Here is a 12,061-nt window from a genome sequence, read left to right on the forward strand (position 1 = left end):
AAGGCGCGGTGGCACACGACGACGGGAAAACTCCGATGACGATATCGTCATGCGTGCAGCCGCCTCGTCTACTTCGAACAGCGTCGTATCGCGGCTGCCCGAAATGGATACCCGGACACCTTTCGCTTAGTGCAAAAGCTAGCTGTCAGAGGTCGCAAAGCCGGTGCAATATTCAGATTTCCGGAGAGCTCCATTGCAGCGCAGCTGTCGAAACGGGACTATCCCAAAAACGCAACCCTTCCTCGTCAAGCAACGACAACGTGACGGAAAGACCAGCCATATCGAGCGAGGTCACGTAGGTGCCTACCAATGATCTCGCAACACTGATGCCTTTAGCTTCGAACAGGCGACGGACAATGTTGTAAATAAGGTAAAGTTCTGGCGTCGGAGTACCCCCGAAGCCGTTTACCACGACCAGCGCACGGTCCGTGTTTTGCAGATCTATATCCGCGAGGATGGTATTGCAGATCATGCTGGCAATAGTGTCGGCATCGGCCAGTTTCTGCCGGGAAAGCCCGGGTTCGCCGTGTATCCCGACCCCAACCTCCATCTCGTCCGGGTTCAGCACAAAAGTGGAACGTGCCGTGTCGGGAACGGTGACGCCACCGAGAGCCACGCCCATTGTACGTATCCGCGTGTTCAACCGGTCACCAAGCGCCTTCAATCCGGCCAGATCCATTCTAGCCTCGGCGGCGGCTCCAAGAATCTTCTCGACGACGATTGTACCGGCAACCCCCCTCCTGCCGGAGCTTCGCGGCGGGCCTGGCACCGCAATGTCGTCGCTTACAATAACCGTCTCGATCCGGTGTCGCCCCGTCACCGCCTCCGCAGCCATTTCGAAATTCATCAAATCCCCGTCATAGTTCTTGACGATCAGCAAGCATCCCACTCCGGTGTCTGTTTCTTCGATGGCAGCGACAATCTGGTCGGGCGTCGGAGAGGTAAAGATATGTCCGGTGCAGGCGGCATCCAGCATGCCCAGTCCCACAAAGCCGACATGCATAGGCTCATGACCGGCTCCCCCACCCGATATGATCGCAACTTTTCCTGGCGTAAGATGGCGCCGCCTCACAAACTTCCGGTCGGAACCGAACACGACCAGACGGTCGTGGGCCGAAACGAAGCCTTCAAGGCTTTCGGCAACCATAGAGGCAGCCTTATTCATGAATTTTTTCATCGTGCCCCTCCACTGGCATCGACTTATTCAAGCACGGCTCTTGACCTTACCATCAAGCCATCCTGAGGATAACGAGTTAAGTCCGTGAGGCCGTTTCTGGCGCCCATTTCCATCATATCAATAGGCCCTCTGATCCTAATCTGAATTCCCCAAAAGTGTTGCGATCTTCTGGACAAAGTCTGTGATTGCTTCATCCACCAGTCGATTTTTCTTATCGTCTCCAAGATCCGGAACCATCAGGGACAGTGATCTCAACCCTTCGGTAGTGCCAAAGTCCGGCAATTTTCCCGGATGCGCGGCATGATAGGCTGCCACAAACTGTTCCTGTTCAGTCGGACTAAAGTGACAAACCCTGAAAATTGTCGCCAGATGCCGCGCCGGCAATGGCGTGGAATAAGTCGGACTTGTAATCTGGGTGACGAAACTCCGGTGTTTACCGAGCGCCGCGGCCAGACGCTGACGGGTTCCTGACGGGCGATTGTCGATAATCTGGGCCAGGATGGACTTGTAGGCCACAATGGGATCTTCCATAACCTCCCGCGTCATCTAATTCTCCGCCGCCGGCGTGCCGTCAGCGTCGTTGAACTCGAGCCTTGGATGGCCTCGCAATCTAAACATTTCGGCCATCGACTTTTCCCTCGTCGAAATTGTGTTCGACCAGTTCCTTCAACGCCGCGATTGCTTCTGCCGCACCAGTTCCGTCGGCCCGAATCTTCAGAACGGAACCCTTCCGGATTTTAGCTCCCATAACCTTTACGATGCTTTTGCCATTCAGCCAGATGCTGTTTCCGTTCACCTCTATCTCGATCGTGCAGGGAAAGGATTTGGCAAGACGGGTGAAAATCACGGAAGGCCGGGCATGCAACCCGGTTCCGTGCACGACTTCGATTTCCGTCTGTCGCTGCGCCGTCACGCGATCCGTCTCCCGTAATCTCGCATCCTGCTTGTCGCTCATGAGGGCGAGAGTTCCTCGGCTGTAGCCACCACCTTTGCGAGCGACGCCCCACCGGACGCTTCCGCAGCGGCAATGACCGCACCCTCGACAATAGGTGCATTGCAGATGGCGACCATCCCGGAGCGCGATTCGCCCAGCATTTCGATCGCCATTTCGCTGTTGGTCTCCGCACCGCCGAGATCAACAAATACCGCAACTCCATGATCGGACCATGCTGCCTCTATGGCCGCAAGAATACCCGTCGCATTGGTACCGAGACCACCCTCGGAATTGCCTCCGCACCATGAAAGCGGCACGGTATCGCCGACCATCTGGCGCACCATATCGGCAGTGCCTTTCGCAACGAGTGGCGAGTGCGATACGATCACAATACCCACATTTGCAGTGTTGCCTTTCATGCCGGACGGTACTCCCTCAGATAGCGGCAAATGGCAGTCGTCAGAAGGGCGCAGCTCGATGCCCCCGGATCGACGTGGCCAATGGAACGATCTCCGAGGAACGAAGCACGTCCCCGCATCGCCTTCATTTCAGCGGTTAGTCGAGCAGATACCTCCGCCCTTTTGGCTATATTGATCAGGGCTGATTGCCTCGCCATTTCTGTTTGAACGGGGTAAAGCACGTCGAGCAACGTTTTGTCACCTGCAAGAGCGCGCCCGCGCCGCGCCACTGCATCGATCGCCTCTCCGAGGATGGTGGCGAAATCCGCCTCGTCCCGGGTGCCAAGCCGCCGTCCGATTTCGATCAGCAAGGTCCCGTAAAGCGGCCCTGAAGCGCCGCCGACGCTCATGACAAGCGTCATCCCAATCGTCTCGATCGCTTGCGGCAGCGGCAGGCTGCCTAACCGTTCCCGATCGAGATACACCGCCTCGCAACCACGCCGCATGTTGGTCCCGTGATCCCCGTCGCCGATGGCCCGATCGAGCTCGCACAGGTCATCAGCATGGATCACGATGGCCTCGTGGCAGGCTTCGATCAGTCCCAGCACAAGTTCCCGATCAGTCTGCAACGACGGAAGTCTCCCCTCGTGCGACTTTACCATCGATCACCTTTGCAACAGTCTCGAAAGCAGCAGCGACAGCGATGGCTCCCGGATCAGCGACACCGGCGAGATGCCCTGCACCCACATACGATGCCCGGCCCGCATTTGCTTTGGTCATCGCCATGGTGGCATTGGCACCCGCAGCTGCCGCCCTGGCAGCGTGAGACGGTCCACTTGCCGCCAAGGCTCGCAATGCCGGATCGAGCGCGTCCACCATGGTTCTGTCACCTGGTCTGGCTCCGCCGTAAAAAGTCATGCGGTCAAGGCCCTCAAGCAGCGCGGCCGGCAGATTGTTCTTCTCCGTCATTGCCTTGGCTGCTGCTGTAAAAAAGATCGAGAGCAGAACGCCACTTGATCCGCCCATACTGGTTGCCAAAATCCCACCGATCGCTGCTAACGTTTCCGCGTTGTCAGCGAGCGGCAATGATTTGATCTTGCCAAGCACGCCTCGTGCCCCGGCAGCAACTGTCGATCCCGTATCGCCGTCTCCAGTGCGGGCATCCAGACGATTGAGCTCGGTTTCAAGCGAGATCAGATGCTGGCATATGGCGGTCACCAACCCTTCCGCCAATGGATCGCGGCTCGCCGCGGCGATGGCCTCTCCAATAGGGACCTTGGGCGCGGGAAGAATGCCCAGGCCATGCCGTAGAACCGGCTGAGCCCACGCATGAGGATCGACGGGAGAGGCAAGCGCTGTCTCGCGTTCTGCGTCGAGTCGGATGAGCGAAAGCGAAAAGCCGTTCATGTTGAGCGCTGTCATCATTGGCGAGGGGCCGATCACCAGCTTCACCCGATCCGCCAGCGAAGACGCAAGGACATCATGGGCAATGAGGCTCATTTCCAATGGCGGCACAGCGCCAAGGTTGTTGATCAACAACGCATATTCGCCCGTCCCCGGCAGAGACGCCGCAAGCCGCTCCGCCATGATGGCAACGATCTTCCCGGACTCCTGCAGCGCGATACGTTCGACCCCCGGCTCGCCATGAATGCCAAGACCCAGTTCTCCCTCGTCAGTGCCGAGGCGTTGTTGCTGCTCCTGGCCCGGAATCGAGCATGTCGACAGCGAGACACCCAGCGACACAATTTCGCTGGCCGCCGATGCAGCAGATGCAGCTACATCTTCAAGGCTATCGCCGCGTTCGGCGAGAAAGCCTGCGATCTTGTGAATGAACAGTGTACCAGCAACTCCTCGCGGCTGGGCGAGGTCGGGAAGCGCGATATCGTCGGCCACGATGACCATTTCCACCCTGAACCCTTCGGCGCGCGCTCTTTCAGCGGCAAGCCCAAAATTCAGCCGGTCGCCGGTGTAATTCTTGACGATCAGCAGGCAACCTTTCGGCCCTGTAACGGCACGGATCGCCGTAAGCACGGCATCAACGCTGGGAGAGGCAAAAATCTCGCCCGATACCGCGGCCGTCAGCATGCCCCTTCCGACAAACCCGGCGTGGGAAGGCTCATGACCCGCACCGCCACCCGATATGACGGCGACCTTGGACTTGTCCCAGTCCGCACGCAGGATAACCTTGATATCCGGATAGCTATCAAGCCGCGCTAGCATTCCGGGACGACTCGTCAGCAACAGACCATCCAGCGCCTCGGTGACTATGTTTTCCCTGCGGTTGAAAAAGTGTTTCATCGGCATTTTCCAGTCTTTTCGCCTTTTACGCGTGTTGAACAAACCATTCGGATCCGGTAATCCCTCAAACCACCCTGTTTCCATCCGCACCGAAATAGAGCGGATTTCTGAGCGCTAGGCCAATTGGATCTCCCGGTTTTACGGGCAGACGCGGGTTCGCCAAGGTGATCAGCTTGCAGTCGCCGACCCGTATATGCAGGTGATTCTGGTCTCCGAGGTGCTCCACCCAATCGACGTGCGCATTGACATCGCCGCCTAGCGTTATGTCCAGATGTTCGGTCCGCGCCCCGATCGTTCGTGTACCTGCCGGGATCTTGCTGTCCGGCAGAAGGTTAACCGGAAAAAGATTAATGTGCGGCTGCCCAAGACGTGCAGCGACATGAACATTAGCCGGGTTGCTGTAGATTTCTCGCGGCGTTCCAATCTGCACCAATCGACCCTCGGTGAGAATGCCTATGCGATCGGCCATTGTCATGGCTTCGATCTGATCGTGTGTCACATAGAGAAGCGTTGATCCGAGCTCCTTCTGAATGCGTTTGAGTTCCAGCCGAAGATCGGCGCGCAACTTGGCGTCCAGCGAGGAAAGCGGCTCGTCCATGAGATAGATCGCCGGGCGACGTACAAGCGCCCGGCCTATGGCGACCCGCTGCATTTCGCCGCCCGAAAGCCGGGTCGAGCGGTTTTCAAGCTTGTGGTCGATGCGCACCATCCGCGCGACCTCCCGCACCCGCCTGTCGATCTCATCCTTGCCGAGACGGCGTGCCGGCGACCGCAGGGGAAAGGCCAGGTTGTCGTAGACCGACAGGTGCGGATAGAGCGAGTACTGCTGAAAAACGAACGCGACATCGCGACCCGCAGGCGCTTCTTTCGCCACATCATATCCGCCAATAATGATGCGGCCTCTGTCGGGGCGCTCCAGCCCGGCAATCAGACGCAGCGTAGTGGTCTTGCCGGCACCGGTGGGGCCAAGCAGGACGACGCATTCTCCGTCGGCAACAACCAGATCCACATCCGCGACGGCACGGGTTTCGCCGAAATTCTTGTTGACGCCTTGCAGGACGACTTCAGCCATGATGATGCTCCGCATAGCGGGACGACGGAACCGCCCTGCCCGATTTGCAGTCGAAGAGAGACAGTCTGTCGTAGTTGAGTTCAAGTCCCACGGTTTCGCCAATACGGAAATTCTGGTCGGCCGGTACACGCGCCTTGACCAGTCCTTTACCCATCTCCACGGCGACGATCTGGTTGGTCCCGTGATACTCGCTGCCAAAGACAGCGCCGCGCAAAGGGGATACATCGCTGAAACTTATATCTTCGGGCCGCACCCCGAGCGCGAGTTCGCTTTCCTCAAGGTCGAGATGGATTTCCGGCACAGAAATATCTACGCCATCGACGACAACGGATCGCGCGCCCTTTTGCAAGCCAGCCGTAAACCGCAGAAAATTCATCGGCGGCGAGCCGATAAAATCAGCGACATACATGGTCGCCGGACGACTATAGATTTCCTGAGGCGTACCGAATTGCTCGATGATACCGTGATTCATCACAGCGATCTTGTCTGCCATTGCCATCGCCTCCAGCTGGTCATGGGTCACGTAGACAGTGGTGGCATGGATCCTGTTATGCAGCTCCCGCAGTTCCCGAACCATCAGATCGCGAAACTCAGCATCCAGTGTGCCGAGAGGTTCATCCATAAGAAAGCACTTTGGCCGCCGGACGATTGCCCTACCGAGCGCCACGCGCTGACGATCGCCGCCCGCCAGTCCCGATACCGACCTGTCGAGAATATGATCGATCTGCAAGAGCTTTGCCGTCTCCTCGACGCGCGCGCGGATTTCTGCTTTGGCAACACCTTGCGCAAGCAGTGGAAACGCTATGTTCTTGCGTACATTCATGTGCGGATAAAGCGCAAAGAGCTGGAAGACAAAAGCAATATCCCGCTCCCGGGCTCGATTGAACGTGACATCTTCACCGCCAAGGAAGATCTTGCCGCTGGTCGGCAGCTCAAGACCGGCAATCATCCGTAGCGTCGTTGTCTTGCCGCAGCCTGACGGGCCAAGCAGAGCCAGGAATTCGCCATCACGGACAACGAAGCTCGAATCTTCCACTGCGCTGAAAGCACCGAATTCCTTGCGCAGATTTTCTATTCTGATCTCTGCCATCGTCTACTCCGGGAACTTTGAAACGATGATGAACATGAAAGTACCCGCCAGCAGTGTGACCAGCGACCATGTGTAAAAGATCAGAAGGAAGGGCTGGAACAGCATCAGGAATCCGAGGCCAATCAGACCAGTCGCAATGTTCTCCATAGGACCGCGCGTGAGAAAGAACGGCCGTTTTTGTTTCGAGGGGACAGGTGGTTGCGCCGTCATTTGCGTACAGCTCCAAAAGTGATACCGCGCAACAGCTGCTTGCGCAGAAGGATCGTGAAAACCAGGATCGGCACGACGAAGATCGTGGTTCCCGCAGCAACGGCCGGCCAGTCCTGCCCGCCTTCACCGATGATCGTTGGAATAAACGGCGGCGCAGTCTGGGCTGCGCCCGACGTCAAGAGCACCGCGAAGGCGTATTCATTCCAGGCAAAGATGAGGCAGAAGATGGCCGTTGCGGCGATGCCCGTAGTCGCCTGCGGCAGGACGACTTTGAAAAAGGCCTGCATGCGCGTGTAGCCGTCGATCATGGCTGCCTCTTCGTATTCGCGCGGAATTTCGTCGATGAACCCCTTCAGGAGCCAGACGGCAAGTGAGACGTTTACGGCCGTGTAAAGCAGGATCATGCCCAGCGCGGTGTCAGATAGACCAAGCTGTCGATACATCAGGTAAATGGGGATGGCGACGGCGATGGGCGGCATCATTCGCGTCGAGAGAATGAAGAATAAAAGATCTTCCGCGAGAGGAACCTTGAAACGCGAGAATCCGTAGGCCGCGAGCGTTCCGAGCGAGACGGCGAGGAACGTCGAGCCAAAGGCGATTACCAGCGAGTTCTGGAAACGCGGCCAGTAGTTCGAAGGCCCGGCGATGACCATGTTGCGGCTTCGGGTGATTTCATCGCAGGTACTCGTCGGAGCCCCAAGCGAAGTGATATACTCGGGGGTTTGCCGGGTGCGCGTTGTAAACAGGTTGCAATAACCCTCCAGCGTCGGCTGAAATACGATTTTCGGCGGGTAGCTGATTGAATCCGGCGGGGATTTGAAGCTGGTCAGAACGATCCATACCAGCGGGATCATCGTGATCACTGCATAGGCGATGACGATGGTCGCAGCGATGCGTTTGGAGGTACGGCTCGGCTCGACGACCGAATGGGCGGCGTTGACAGAGCTCATCGCTGTTTCACCTTGTTGAGGGCTTTCACATAGATGTTGGCGAGACCGAAGACCGCGACAAACAGAATGATGGCGAAGGCGGATGCACGTCCGGTGCGCCAGCTTTCAAATGCCTCCCGCTTCAGCGTGATGGAGGCGACTTCCGTTGTCGAACCCGGGCCACCGCCGGTGAGAAGGGTCACCATGTCGAACATCTTGAAGTTTTCGATACCACGGAAGAGTACCGCGAGCATGATGAAAGGCAGCGCCATCGGCAGCGTGATCGACCAGAACTGGCGCCAAAGCGAAGCGCGATCCACCTCGGCAGCCTCGTAGATATAGTCAGGGATCGATCGCAATCCGGCCAGGCAGATCAGCATGACGTAAGGTGTCCACATCCACGTATCGACAATGATAATCGCCCAGGGCGAAAGCCGAACCGAACCCAGCATTTCGAACGAGGACGGCGGGATACCGGTTAGAAAAGACACGATGTGATTGAAAAGGCCAATCTGCGGTTGATAGAGAAACCGCCAGAAATTGCCGACGACGGCTGGAGACAACATCATTGGAACCAGGATGATTGTCGTCCAGAAAGCGTGCCCGCGAAATTTCCGGTCAATCAGATAAGCGAGGGAAAATCCAATCAGCGTCTGCAGCAGGATCGTCCAGAAGACGAAATGCGCCGTCGTCTGCATGGCTTGCCAGATATTGGGATCATTCAGCACCCGGCTATAATTGCTGAAGCCAACGCTTTCCAGCGCGGCATTAGGCCGGTTCGCCCGGAAATTCGTGAAGGAAAGATAGATCGCCCAGATGAGCGGAAAAATATTGACGGCCAAAAGCAGAGCGATGGCGGGCGTAATGAACAGCCATGCCATGGAGCGATCGGACAGGCCGCGAATTCTGGAAGCGATGGGCGCCGGCGTAGCACGGGCAACAGCCTCACCCAAAATGGTGGAACTTGTATCGGTCACGGACTTCACCTGGGTTTTAAAGCGTCGCATTCGAAAGAACTGCCCGGTACGTTTTCGGATCCGGGCAGTCATTTCAGCACGGGGTCATCTGAAGCGCCGGAGCTTTAAAGCTTCCCGTCGTCCTTGAAGACCTCGGTCCAGTCCTTGACCAGCCCATCAAGCGCCTCTTTCGCCGTGCCCTTGTCTGCAACGACGTAATCGTGAAGGCGTTTCTGCATTGCCTGCAGGAGGATAGCATAGGACGGTTCCTGCCAGAAATCCTGAACCTGGTTCATGGCCACCAGGAAGTCCGCGGCAAATGGCTGACTCTCCGTAAATGTCGGATCGTTCAGCACTGTCTTGTGCACGGCGTATCCGCCAAGCGACCACCATTTTTTCTGAACATCCGGCTGGGCAAACCATTTGATATAGGCAAGAGCGCCATCCATATTGTCAGTATTGGCAACGACGGAAATTCCCTGTCCGCCGAGTGTCGATGCCGCAACCTTCTCTTTCGGATTGACGAAGAACCCGATCTTGTCGCCGCCGACCTTCTCGTCTTTGTAGAGACCCGGAAAGAAGGCGAACCAGTTCATCGCCATCGCAACTTGTCCGGATTTGAACGCATCGAGGCTTTCGCCCATATAGGCATCGGTATATCCGGGCGGCGTGCAGCATTTGTAGAGTTTCTTGTAGGCTTCAAGACCGGCGACTGCTTCTGGCGAGTTGACCGCGCCCTCCATGTCGTATTTGCCCGGCGTATTTTCATACTTGAAGCCATAGGGATAAAGCGCCGACGTTGCGCCCATGGTGATGCCTTCGGAAGCGCGTTCGGTGAAGATCGCGGCTCCGTAGACCTTCTTGCCGTCGATTTCCCGGCCATTGAAGAACTCGGCCACCTGTATCAACTCGTCCCAGGTCGTTGGGGCTGCCAGATCGCGATTGTACTTCTTTTTGAATTCAGCCTGGATTTCAGGCTGGGCAAACCAGTCCTTGCGGTAGAACCAGGCATTGGCATCGCCCATCGCTGGCAACGCCCAATAGTTCGGCGTGCCTTTCGGCCATGTCGCATAGGCGTTGACCGCTGCATCGGCGAAATCGCTCATCTTGATCCCTTCCTTGTCGAAGAAATCATTGAGCTTCACGTAGTATCCATTTTCAGCTGAGCCCCCTAGCCATTGGCTATCTCCGATGAGGAGATCGCACAGCTTGCCGCCGGAGTTAAGTTCATTGAGGATGCGGTCGGCGAAATTCGGCCAAGGCACGAATTCGAACTTCATTGTCGTTCCGCTTTGAGAAGTAAAATCTTTCGAGAGCTCAACCAATGCGTTGGCGGGGTCCCAGGCCGCCCAACACAAGGTCAGCTCATCGGCTTTTGCAAGGTTCGGCGCTGCAACGAACAACACAAACGCCGAGGTCGCCCCGAGCAGGGCCTGCTTTATCGTTTTCATGCATTCCTCCCAGATACACAAGCGACACCGCGCCGCTCTTTGAAAAGATCCTTCGTTCCCTTGTTCTCACACGATATCCCCATCGTGTTGAGTAATTTTGTTAAGTAATACCCTCTTTACTGAACATTTCAAGCATAAATCGTTGCTGCACCGCACACCTTGGTGTTGGATTGGGCTGCACTTCCGAAGCCTGTCCCAAGAGCGACCAGAGCTTATCGACCTCTTTCGCAAGGGCGGATGAGATAGGGACTTCCTTGTTAAGCCGCTTCGCCAAATGAAAGACGGTGTTGACAGCACTGCGACGGAAAGCATGCGCGAACTCTATGGGTTGCCTATGCGGCTGACAGTCCATCATCCCAAGATCAACGTTATCCGCGGAAATAAAACGGTTAATCTGACTTTTCCCAAGGTATTTGGACCACAACCTTTGAACGAATCAGTATGATGACCTACGCTTTTTTGATGTACATGAAGGCGGCAGGGCTGATCTTAATTTCTTTGCTAGCGGGCTGCGCCGCCGGTGGCGCGCCGCAGATATTGGTATCGACCCGTACCGTCGATACCAGCCAAGCCTTTGCGCTGCCGCCGCCTGGCGGTCCGTCGATCGTCAGCGTCATTGAGCGTCCTTATAACAATGCTGTCCAGCAGGAAATTCTGCTCGCCACCTCCGCCCGGACGCTCGGCCAGAATGTGTTACGCGTGCAGTTCTTCGGGCCGGTCAAGGTCAATTTGTCTGGAGGCGATAAATTGCGCGACTCGCAGTTGGGCGTCACCGACATTTCGCGCGAAATGCGCGGCACCCTTCCCGGAATAGTCATGCATCGTTCGCCGAACTACGTGCAAAATCGCTACGGTCCATTTGGCTATGCGTCGGGCCGCTCGCGTTCAGGCGATACATGCGTTTACGCATGGCAGCGCATCCGCCCGGGGGAAAGCCAGAGCCGCTGGCTGACCGGCCGGGGATCCATTCAGGTTCGATTGCGGCTGTGTGATTCAAACCTGACCGAACAGCAATTGCTGGCGTTCATGTATGGGTACAGCGTCAACGCGGCATTTAATGACTACAGCTGGAATCCATACGGCGACGCCCCGGGCCCTGCCGAAAATCTCGGCAAATCCGGTGAAGACATCTATCCGTCTGGTCCGAAGGCACCATCCGCCGAAGCGCTAATGCCGCCTCCCGCCCAGCCGCTGCGGGCGCAGCCGCGGCAGCAGATCCAGCGCAGGGTCGACACCCAAGCTGCACCTGCAGTTCCTGTGAGAGTGAGGCCTGCACCCATCGGGCCGCTCGTTCCGCCTCCGCCCGGCATGCAGGGCATGAATACCAGCCAGCCGATCGGTACCGCTCCGGTAGTGCCGAGAGCGGGCACTCGGCCAGCAAATACGAATAGCAATATTTACGTTCCACCGCCTCCGGCAACCGGCCAGCAGTAAACCAGAAACTTTTGGAGCGTTACAATCATCAGGGGGAAGCATACACAAAGCGATTACAACCTCACGCAATCGGGAAATGATATGAACGCCTCAACTGCCAATCATCATATCC

13 protein-coding genes are annotated in these 12,061 nt (G+C 57.0%); 1 reads left to right on the forward strand and 12 read right to left on the reverse strand.

The window, feature by feature from the left end; all coding sequences use genetic code 11:
• Positions 1-172: 172 nt before the first annotated feature.
• The 12 genes from dhaK to LB462_RS12240 all read right to left on the reverse strand — a co-directional run bounded on the left by dhaK (position 173) and on the right by LB462_RS12240 (position 10,515).
• The gene (gene dhaK / locus LB462_RS12185) at positions 173-1,177 is read right to left on the reverse strand and encodes a dihydroxyacetone kinase subunit DhaK (protein ID WP_224508176.1); all 1,005 of its coding nucleotides are present in this window, start codon (positions 1,175-1,177) and stop codon (positions 173-175) included.
• Between the two features lie 135 nt (positions 1,178-1,312).
• The gene (locus LB462_RS12190; RefSeq protein WP_224508178.1) at positions 1,313-1,723 is read right to left on the reverse strand and encodes a hypothetical protein; all 411 of its coding nucleotides are present in this window, start codon (positions 1,721-1,723) and stop codon (positions 1,313-1,315) included.
• Positions 1,724-1,787: 64 nt separating this feature from the next.
• Complete coding sequence (locus LB462_RS12195) at positions 1,788-2,132, reverse strand: HPr family phosphocarrier protein (protein ID WP_224508180.1); 345 nt, start codon at positions 2,130-2,132, stop codon at positions 1,788-1,790.
• Positions 2,129-2,530, reverse strand: coding sequence for a dihydroxyacetone kinase phosphoryl donor subunit DhaM (gene dhaM, locus LB462_RS12200; protein WP_224508182.1), 402 nt, complete (start codon positions 2,528-2,530; stop codon positions 2,129-2,131). Before dhaM ends, LB462_RS12195 begins: the two co-directional genes overlap by 4 nt.
• Positions 2,527-3,171, reverse strand: coding sequence for a dihydroxyacetone kinase subunit DhaL (gene dhaL, locus LB462_RS12205; protein WP_224508184.1), 645 nt, complete (start codon positions 3,169-3,171; stop codon positions 2,527-2,529). The genes dhaM and dhaL overlap by 4 nt, the downstream gene beginning before the upstream one ends.
• On the reverse strand, positions 3,128-4,807 hold the full coding sequence (locus LB462_RS12210; protein ID WP_224508186.1) for a dihydroxyacetone kinase subunit DhaK: 1,680 nt from the start codon (positions 4,805-4,807) through the stop codon (positions 3,128-3,130). The genes dhaL and LB462_RS12210 overlap by 44 nt, the downstream gene beginning before the upstream one ends.
• Positions 4,808-4,871: 64 nt before the next feature.
• On the reverse strand, positions 4,872-5,879 hold the full coding sequence (locus tag LB462_RS12215) for an ABC transporter ATP-binding protein (protein ID WP_224508188.1): 1,008 nt from the start codon (positions 5,877-5,879) through the stop codon (positions 4,872-4,874).
• Positions 5,872-6,969: an ABC transporter ATP-binding protein gene (locus tag LB462_RS12220; RefSeq protein WP_224508190.1), complete on the reverse strand. Its 1,098-nt coding sequence runs from the start codon at positions 6,967-6,969 to the stop codon at positions 5,872-5,874. The genes LB462_RS12215 and LB462_RS12220 overlap by 8 nt, the downstream gene beginning before the upstream one ends.
• 3 nt (positions 6,970-6,972) lie before the next feature.
• Positions 6,973-7,179: a hypothetical protein gene (locus LB462_RS12225; RefSeq protein ID WP_224508192.1), complete on the reverse strand. Its 207-nt coding sequence runs from the start codon at positions 7,177-7,179 to the stop codon at positions 6,973-6,975.
• On the reverse strand, positions 7,176-8,129 hold the full coding sequence (locus tag LB462_RS12230; RefSeq protein WP_224508193.1) for a carbohydrate ABC transporter permease: 954 nt from the start codon (positions 8,127-8,129) through the stop codon (positions 7,176-7,178). Before LB462_RS12230 ends, LB462_RS12225 begins: the two co-directional genes overlap by 4 nt.
• Positions 8,126-9,115 carry a carbohydrate ABC transporter permease gene (locus LB462_RS12235; protein ID WP_255626565.1) on the reverse strand — a complete coding sequence of 330 codons (990 nt, stop codon included), beginning with the start codon at positions 9,113-9,115 and terminating at the stop codon, positions 8,126-8,128. Before LB462_RS12235 ends, LB462_RS12230 begins: the two co-directional genes overlap by 4 nt.
• A gap of 74 nt (positions 9,116-9,189) precedes the next feature.
• Positions 9,190-10,515, reverse strand: a complete 1,326-nt coding sequence (locus LB462_RS12240) for an ABC transporter substrate-binding protein (protein WP_112525743.1) — start codon at positions 10,513-10,515, stop codon at positions 9,190-9,192.
• 441 nt (positions 10,516-10,956) lie between these two features.
• On the opposite strand from LB462_RS12240, the gene bcsN reads away from it, so the two are divergent.
• Entirely contained in the window at positions 10,957-11,949 is a 993-nt protein-coding gene (bcsN, locus tag LB462_RS12245; RefSeq protein ID WP_224508197.1) for a cellulose biosynthesis protein BcsN, read from the forward strand.
• Positions 11,950-12,061 lie beyond the last annotated feature (112 nt).

Origin of the sequence: Phyllobacterium chamaecytisi, assembly GCF_020164455.1 — a bacterium.
GTDB lineage: Bacteria > Pseudomonadota > Alphaproteobacteria > Rhizobiales > Rhizobiaceae > Phyllobacterium > Phyllobacterium chamaecytisi.

What these genes read in the sequence shown, in the direction of transcription:
- dhaK (WP_224508176.1), bottom strand. Translation starts at nt 1,177, where the DNA reads ATGAAAAAATTCATGAATAAGGCTGCCTCTATGGTTGCCGAAAGCCTT.
- LB462_RS12190 (WP_224508178.1), bottom strand. Translation starts at nt 1,723, where the DNA reads ATGACGCGGGAGGTTATGGAAGATCCCATTGTGGCCTACAAGTCCATC.
- LB462_RS12195 (WP_224508180.1), bottom strand. Translation starts at nt 2,132, where the DNA reads ATGAGCGACAAGCAGGATGCGAGATTACGGGAGACGGATCGCGTGACG.
- dhaM (WP_224508182.1), bottom strand. Translation starts at nt 2,530, where the DNA reads ATGAAAGGCAACACTGCAAATGTGGGTATTGTGATCGTATCGCACTCG.
- dhaL (WP_224508184.1), bottom strand. Translation starts at nt 3,171, where the DNA reads ATGGTAAAGTCGCACGAGGGGAGACTTCCGTCGTTGCAGACTGATCGG.
- LB462_RS12210 (WP_224508186.1), bottom strand. Translation starts at nt 4,807, where the DNA reads ATGAAACACTTTTTCAACCGCAGGGAAAACATAGTCACCGAGGCGCTG.
- LB462_RS12215 (WP_224508188.1), bottom strand. Translation starts at nt 5,879, where the DNA reads ATGGCTGAAGTCGTCCTGCAAGGCGTCAACAAGAATTTCGGCGAAACC.
- LB462_RS12220 (WP_224508190.1), bottom strand. Translation starts at nt 6,969, where the DNA reads ATGGCAGAGATCAGAATAGAAAATCTGCGCAAGGAATTCGGTGCTTTC.
- LB462_RS12225 (WP_224508192.1), bottom strand. Translation starts at nt 7,179, where the DNA reads ATGACGGCGCAACCACCTGTCCCCTCGAAACAAAAACGGCCGTTCTTT.
- LB462_RS12230 (WP_224508193.1), bottom strand. Translation starts at nt 8,129, where the DNA reads ATGAGCTCTGTCAACGCCGCCCATTCGGTCGTCGAGCCGAGCCGTACC.
- LB462_RS12235 (WP_255626565.1), bottom strand. Translation starts at nt 9,115, where the DNA reads ATGCGACGCTTTAAAACCCAGGTGAAGTCCGTGACCGATACAAGTTCC.
- LB462_RS12240 (WP_112525743.1), bottom strand. Translation starts at nt 10,515, where the DNA reads ATGAAAACGATAAAGCAGGCCCTGCTCGGGGCGACCTCGGCGTTTGTG.
- bcsN (WP_224508197.1), top strand. Translation starts at nt 10,957, where the DNA reads ATGATGACCTACGCTTTTTTGATGTACATGAAGGCGGCAGGGCTGATC.